Source organism: Mycobacterium sp. SM3041 (assembly GCF_039668335.1).
In the GTDB taxonomy this organism is placed as follows: Bacteria; Actinomycetota; Actinomycetes; order Mycobacteriales; family Mycobacteriaceae; genus Mycobacterium.
This window is the reverse complement of record NZ_JAYXBQ010000024.1, coordinates 1-5,937: the sequence shown is the minus strand read 5'-3', so window position 1 is coordinate 5,937 and position 5,937 is coordinate 1. Positions and strand designations below refer to the sequence as shown.

The 5,937-nt window shown below is 66.0% G+C and carries 9 protein-coding genes; 4 read left to right on the top strand and 5 right to left on the bottom strand.

What is annotated here, in order from left to right; genetic code table 11:
• Positions 1 to 151 precede the first annotated feature (151 nt).
• From VXD91_RS06505 to VXD91_RS06490, 4 genes are read left to right on the top strand one after another with little or no spacing between them, the layout of a single operon-like run.
• Positions 152 to 433, top strand: a complete 282-nt coding sequence (locus VXD91_RS06505; protein WP_029118502.1) for a phosphoribosyl-ATP diphosphatase — start codon at positions 152 to 154, stop codon at positions 431 to 433.
• Positions 430 to 1,296 (top strand): ATP phosphoribosyltransferase, encoded by an 867-nt coding sequence (gene hisG / locus VXD91_RS06500; RefSeq protein WP_212812010.1) that lies wholly within the window; start codon positions 430 to 432, stop codon positions 1,294 to 1,296. The genes VXD91_RS06505 and hisG overlap by 4 nt, the downstream gene beginning before the upstream one ends.
• 52 nt (positions 1,297 to 1,348) lie before the next feature.
• A complete protein-coding gene (locus VXD91_RS06495; protein ID WP_020103688.1) occupies positions 1,349 to 1,852 on the top strand; it encodes a DUF4126 family protein in 504 nt (167 codons plus the stop codon).
• Positions 1,839 to 3,215 (top strand): FAD-containing oxidoreductase, encoded by a 1,377-nt coding sequence (locus VXD91_RS06490; protein ID WP_212812009.1) that lies wholly within the window; start codon positions 1,839 to 1,841, stop codon positions 3,213 to 3,215. Before VXD91_RS06495 ends, VXD91_RS06490 begins: the two co-directional genes overlap by 14 nt.
• Here VXD91_RS06490 and VXD91_RS06485 read toward each other — a convergent pair.
• The 5 genes from VXD91_RS06485 to VXD91_RS06465 form a co-directional block, all read right to left on the bottom strand.
• Positions 3,199 to 3,834, bottom strand: coding sequence for a flavodoxin family protein (locus tag VXD91_RS06485; RefSeq protein WP_212812008.1), 636 nt, complete (start codon positions 3,832 to 3,834; stop codon positions 3,199 to 3,201). The genes VXD91_RS06490 and VXD91_RS06485 overlap by 17 nt on opposite strands.
• Positions 3,835 to 3,837: 3 nt before the next feature.
• Positions 3,838 to 4,371, bottom strand: coding sequence for an SRPBCC family protein (locus tag VXD91_RS06480; protein WP_212812007.1), 534 nt, complete (start codon positions 4,369 to 4,371; stop codon positions 3,838 to 3,840).
• Positions 4,358 to 4,684 carry a metalloregulator ArsR/SmtB family transcription factor gene (locus tag VXD91_RS06475; RefSeq protein WP_020103692.1) on the bottom strand — a complete coding sequence of 109 codons (327 nt, stop codon included), beginning with the start codon at positions 4,682 to 4,684 and terminating at the stop codon, positions 4,358 to 4,360. The genes VXD91_RS06480 and VXD91_RS06475 overlap by 14 nt, the downstream gene beginning before the upstream one ends.
• A 105-nt stretch (positions 4,685 to 4,789) precedes the next feature.
• Positions 4,790 to 5,272 (bottom strand): GreA/GreB family elongation factor, encoded by a 483-nt coding sequence (locus VXD91_RS06470; protein WP_212812006.1) that lies wholly within the window; start codon positions 5,270 to 5,272, stop codon positions 4,790 to 4,792.
• Positions 5,273 to 5,324: 52 nt separating this feature from the next.
• Positions 5,325 to 5,810, bottom strand: a complete 486-nt coding sequence (locus tag VXD91_RS06465) for a GreA/GreB family elongation factor (RefSeq protein ID WP_212812005.1) — start codon at positions 5,808 to 5,810, stop codon at positions 5,325 to 5,327.
• Between the last annotated feature and the right edge of the window lie 127 nt (positions 5,811 to 5,937).

The following is a 5,937-nucleotide window of genomic DNA, read 5'->3' as shown; positions in this document are numbered from 1 at the left end:
TAGTTCGAACCACCGACAAGAAGCCGCCGGAAATGTGACGCTAGTTACCTACCGTGACCAGCGCTAACAAAGTGACCAAAGTTTTTTCGAGAGCCGACGTAGCCTCGACATGCGACCCCAGGCAGCCACGTGCACGGCCCGTGCCCCCAGCGTGAAACAATTGCAGCCCGTGAAGACCTTCGATGCGCTATTCGCCGAGCTCAGTGAGCGAGCGCAGACCCGGCCGGCCGGCAGCGGCACCGTCGCGGCGTTGGACGCCGGCGTGCATCATCTGGGCAAGAAGATCATCGAAGAGGCCGGCGAAGTGTGGATCGCGGCTGAGCACGAGAGCGACGACGAGCTGGCCGGCGAGATCAGCCAGCTCCTGTACTGGACGCAGGTTCTGATGATCAAGCGCGGCCTGACCCTCGACGACGTGTACGGCAAGCTGTGACCGGCGCATCGAACGGCCTCCTGCGCGTCGCCGTCCCGAACAAGGGCGCGCTCAGCGAGTCCGCCGCCCACATCCTGTCCGAGGCCGGATACCGCCGCCGCACTGATCCCAAGGATCTGACGGTCGTCGACCCGGTGAACAAGGTCGAGTTCTTCTTCCTGCGCCCCAAGGACATTGCCATCTACGTGGGCTCCGGGCAGTTGGACTTCGGCATCACCGGCCGCGACCTGGCCGCCGAGTCGATGGCGCCCGTCAACGAGCGATTGGCCCTGGGTTTCGGATCCTCGACGTTCCGGTATGCCGCACCCAAGGGGCGGGACTGGACCGTCGCCGACCTGGCCGGTAAGCGCGTTGCCAGCGCCTACCCGAACCTGGTGCGGAAAGACCTGGCCGACAAGGGGATTGACGCCACTGTGATCCGCCTCGACGGCGCGGTGGAAATCTCGATCCAGCTCGGTGTCGCTGACGCCATCGCGGACGTCGTCGGATCCGGCCGGACCCTGGCGCTGCACAACCTCGTGGCCTTCGGTGAATCGCTGTGCGATTCGGAAGCAGTTCTCATCGAGCGCGCCGACGTCGCGCCGGATCCGGCTCGCGACCAGCTCGCGGCCCGCATCCAGGGCGTCGTGTTCGGGCAGCAGTACCTGATGCTCGACTATGACTGCCCGCGCAGCGTTTTGGAGCAGGCAACGGCCATCACGCCGGGTCTCGAATCGCCGACCATCGCGCCGCTGGCCGACGCAGACTGGGTCGCGGTGCGCGCCCTGGTACCGCGGCGCCAGGTCAACGCCATCATGGATGAGCTCGCGGCCATCGGGGCCAAGGCGATCTTGGCGTCCGATATCCGGTTCTGTCGCTTCTGACCCGTGCCGGTGTTAGCGTCGCCGTGAGGTCCGCAATCTGACGGAGGGTCACGTGACGCAAGCGCTGGTTCTGCTGTTCGCCTTACTCATTGGTGTGGTCGCGGGCCTGCGGGCGCTGACTCCACCCGCCGTGGTGGCCTGGGGCGCCAAGCTCGGCTGGTTGCCGCTGGTGGGTACCTGGGCCGAATGGGTCGGCAACTGGATCACGGTGACGGTGCTGACGATCCTGTTGGTGGTCGAGTTGATCACCGACCAGCTGCCCAAGACGCCGGCGCGAACGGTGCCGTCGCAGTTCGGGGCCCGGTTGTTCACCGGTGCGTTCGCCGGTGCGGTCATCGGCGCCGGGTGGCACCACACGTTCATCGGGATGGGCGGCGGCATGATCGGCGCGGTCATCGGGACGCTGGCAGGCTTTCATGCGCGCCGAATCCTGGTGGCGCGCAACGGCGGACACGACCTGCCGGTCGCGCTCGCCGAGGACGTCCTCGCGGTCGGTGGTGGCTTCGCGATTGCGGCCGTCGCACTGAGTGCCATCGGTCCGTATGTCGTCGTCTGAGGCCACCGCGTTCGACGCCATCATCGTCGGCGCGGGACAAGCGGGACCGCCTCTGGCCGGCCGACTCACCGAGGCCGGCCGGACTGTCGCCGTCATCGAACGCAAGCTCGTCGGCGGCACGTGCGTGAACTACGGCTGTATCCCGACCAAGACGTTGGTCGCCAGCGCCTACGCCGCACACCTGGCCCGCCGCGGTGCCGAATACGGCATCGGCACCGGCGACGTCACCGTCGACATGGCAAAAGTCAAGGGCCGCAAGGACGGGATCGTCACCGCAGACCGTGAGGGCGTCGAAAGCTGGCTGGAGGGCATGGACGGCTGCACGCTGCTGCGCGGCCACGCACGCTTTCTCGACCCACACACCCTCCAGGTCGGTGACCAACTGATCACCGGCAAGCAGATCTTCCTCAACACCGGCGGCCGTGCGACGGCCCCGGACATCCCCGGCCTGAACGACGTCGACTACCTCACGAACGTCGGCATCCTCGAACTCGACACGGTGCCAGAGCATCTGGTGATCATCGGCGGCAGTTACATCGGCCTCGAGTTTGCGCAGATGTTCCGCCGGTTCGGCGCCGAGGTCACGGTGGTCGAGCGGGGACCGCGGCTCGCCTCGCGCGAAGACGACGACGTCTGCGCCGCCATCAAGGACATCCTCGAACATGAGGGCATCACAGTTCATCTGGGCGCCAGCGACATTCGGGTGGCCAAGGACGGTGACGGGGTGGCGGTCAGCACCGGCAGCGCCGTCGTATCGGGCTCACACCTGCTGGTCGCGGTCGGCCGGGTGCCCAACACCGACGACCTGGGTCTCGAAAAGGCCGGCGTGGCGACGGATTCGCGCGGATACATCACCGTCGACGATCAGCTGCGGACCACCGTCGACCACATCTGGGCCATGGGCGACTGCAACGGCAAGGGCGCGTTCACTCATACGTCGTACAACGACTTCGAGATCGTCGCCGCCAACCTGCTCGACAATGAACCCCGCCGGGTCAGCGACCGCATCCCCACCTATGCCCTGTACATCGATCCGCCGCTCGGGCGCGCCGGCCTGACCGAGGCCCAGGTTCGGGAGTCGGGCCGAAAAGCGTTGGTGGGCAAGAGGCCGATGACCCGCGTCGGCCGCGCGGTCGAAAAAGGGGAGACGCAGGGCTTCATGAAGGTCGTGGTCGACGCCGAGACCAACCAGATTCTCGGCGCGTCCATTCTCGGTGTCGGCGGTGACGAGGTGGTGCACTGCATCCTCGATCTGATGGCCGCAAAAGCCCCGTACACCACCATGACGCACACCGTGCACATCCATCCGACCGTCGCCGAGTTGGTACCCACGATGCTCGAGGGGCTCAGGCCCCTGCAGTAACGGGCTCCGTAACAGCCTGTGCGACACCGCGTCCGGCGACCAGTTGCCGGGTGACCTCGGCGACGCGCCGGCCCAGGTGTTCGCACGTCGCCACGTCGGACGGGTGTACCTGGTCGGGATTGGCGTCGACGTCGGTCGCTGCCGCGGCACCGAGCCAGAAGCCCAGCCTGTTCAGCTCGTCCGCGCTTGCGGTGGAGTGATTCCAGCCCGGACCCAGGCCGAGGTTCACCCAGTGCATGTGATGCTGGGCGGCGAACACCGCCAGCGAGACAAGCGAATTGAGCTTGTCACCGCTCTTGCTCCCGGAGTTGGTGAACCCGGCGGCGACCTTGTCGCGCCACGTGCCCTGCTGGCAGCGCCGGCCCGTCTGCTCGGCGAACGTCTGGAATGCCGCCGATACATTGCCCATGTAGGTGGCGGTACCGAAGATGATCGCGTCCGCGCTGTCCAGCGTCTGCCAATCGTCTTCGGTGAGATCATCCAACCGGATCATGGTGACGGTCGCGCCGGCCGATTTGGCTCCGGCGGCGACCGCCTCGGTGAGGAACGCGGTGTGCCCGAACCCGGACTGGTAGGCCACAACCACTGACGGGGCGTCGTGAAAGGTGTTGTCCGACATCGATTACTCCTGGGTTTTGGGGCCTGCGGGTGGGGCGTCCAGCGGGCTGTGCCCGGCGATCTCGGCGTATCGCTCCAGCCAGCCGGGCAGGGGAGTGCCGTCGAGCAGCGCCTGCAGCCGGTCGAGGAAAGCCTGTGTGCCAGGCCGGAATCCGTTGGCGTTGGGCACTCCGAGGCCGCGATGGGTCATCCGGAGCAGGGTGCCGGTGCCGTCGGCGGTGAGTTCGTAGCGGACCACGCCGGGTTCGACGATCTGTTGGTGCCACTCATGCTCGAACACGTGCGGCGGATCCCAGACCAGGATGCGGCCCGTCATGCGCTTCATTTCCGGTGGCACGGGCGGGCCCGAGGCGACCGTCTCGATCGAGCCGCCCTCTCGTCCGTCGATGACGGTCTTGCCCATCCAGATGTCGCGATGCGCGGGCTCGGTGATCGCGGCCCACACCCGCTCGACGGGGTGCTTCAGGCGCCGCTCGAATGTCAGGGTTGCGCGGTCGCCGTCGACCGTGACGACGCCCTCGAGTTCATCGGTTGTCATGTTCCTCCTCGAATGTCGAATCCAGATGGCGCTCAAGGGCATCCAGATGGTTGGTCCAGTAGCGGCGGTAGCGGTCGATCCACTGGTCCATCTCGACCAGACCGTCGGCGCGCAGCGCGTAGATGCGTCGTTGGGCATCGGGCCGGACCTCGACCAGTCCGACTTCCCGCAACACCCGGAGGTGACGGGAGACCGTCGGTTGCGTCAGTCCCGGGAGCGTGGCGACCAGCTCGCCCGCGGTGCGTTCGCCCTCGGCGAGTACGTCGAGCAGCGCGCGCCGGTTCGGTTCGGCGACCGCTTCGAAGACGTCCATGAAGTCAGTATGCCCAGCTATCTATATAGACGCAAGTACATATAAGACTCAGCGATACAAGCGGAGTGATTTCCGCAGCTCAGAGTGTTGTGCGGTTACGCGGTCTCACTGCGGTGCGGACTGGTCCAGGTCGGCGATGTGGAGGCCGTAGGGCACGGCTTTGGCCAGCGTGACTGTCACCGGGATGCCGCTGGACAGTCGGTAGGTGCGTCGTTGCCCGGCGCACGCGCCTGCAATGGCGGCGCCCAACGGGGATTCGATGGAATGGACGGGCATGTCGGCGTATTCGGCGCCCTGTACGCCGAGTAGGAACGTCTCGAAGTCCCCGGTGGCGTCGTGTCGGATGGTGACCACCATCCCGGGTTCGGCAATGCCGTCGTTGGGTGGGTCTTCGCCGACGACGGCATTGATCAGCAGGTCATGAATCTGCTGAATCCGCTTCTCCCACGCGCGTCGCACTGCTGCGGCGTTCGCGTCGATGTTCTCGTCGGCCGTTCCGGCGGAGTGAAGATAACGCAGGGTGTCCAGTTCGCGGTGCAGCCGTTCGTAGGCTTGTGGGGAGATCCAGACTCGTGTCGTGGTGGCCATGTCATTTCCATTCGTCGCGAGACCGGTTGCGCGGTAGGACATTTCAAGTTCTTTAGGTGTCGCCGGATGTCGAGTTCGGGGCATGCATTCCGTAAGGGACCGCCTTGAGTAGCGTGATGGGCACGCTGGCCCCGCTGGGGATGGGGTAGGTGCGTTGCTCGCCGACATGTGCGCCGGCGACCGCGCTGCCCAGCGGTGATTGCATGGAATACACATCGACATCGGGGTCCTCGGCACCGCGTACACCGAGCAGAAACGTCTCGATGTCCCCGGTGTCGTCGTAGCGAACGGTCAGGACCATTCCCGGTTCAGCGATCCCGTCGTCGGGCGGGTCTTCACCGACCACGGCATTGGACAGCAGATCTTGAATCTGACGCATGCGCGCTTGTCGCGCCAAGTAATTCTCGACGAGGTTGTCGTCGGTGTCCATGACGTCGCCACGAACTTCGATACCCGGTCGTGAACGCAGCACGGTCAGTTCGGCCTGCAGCCGCGTATGGGCCTCACGCGTCATCCAAAGACGTTCAGTGCTGGTCATTTTCGGTGCTGTCCTTTCGTCGAAGCCGAGGTTGTCGCCAGGGGCGGGCCGGTGGTGGACGCGCCGCCCCTGACGACTGGAGCGCCCGTGGTGTGGGGCTGCACGGGCGGTGTGGACCAGTGATTGG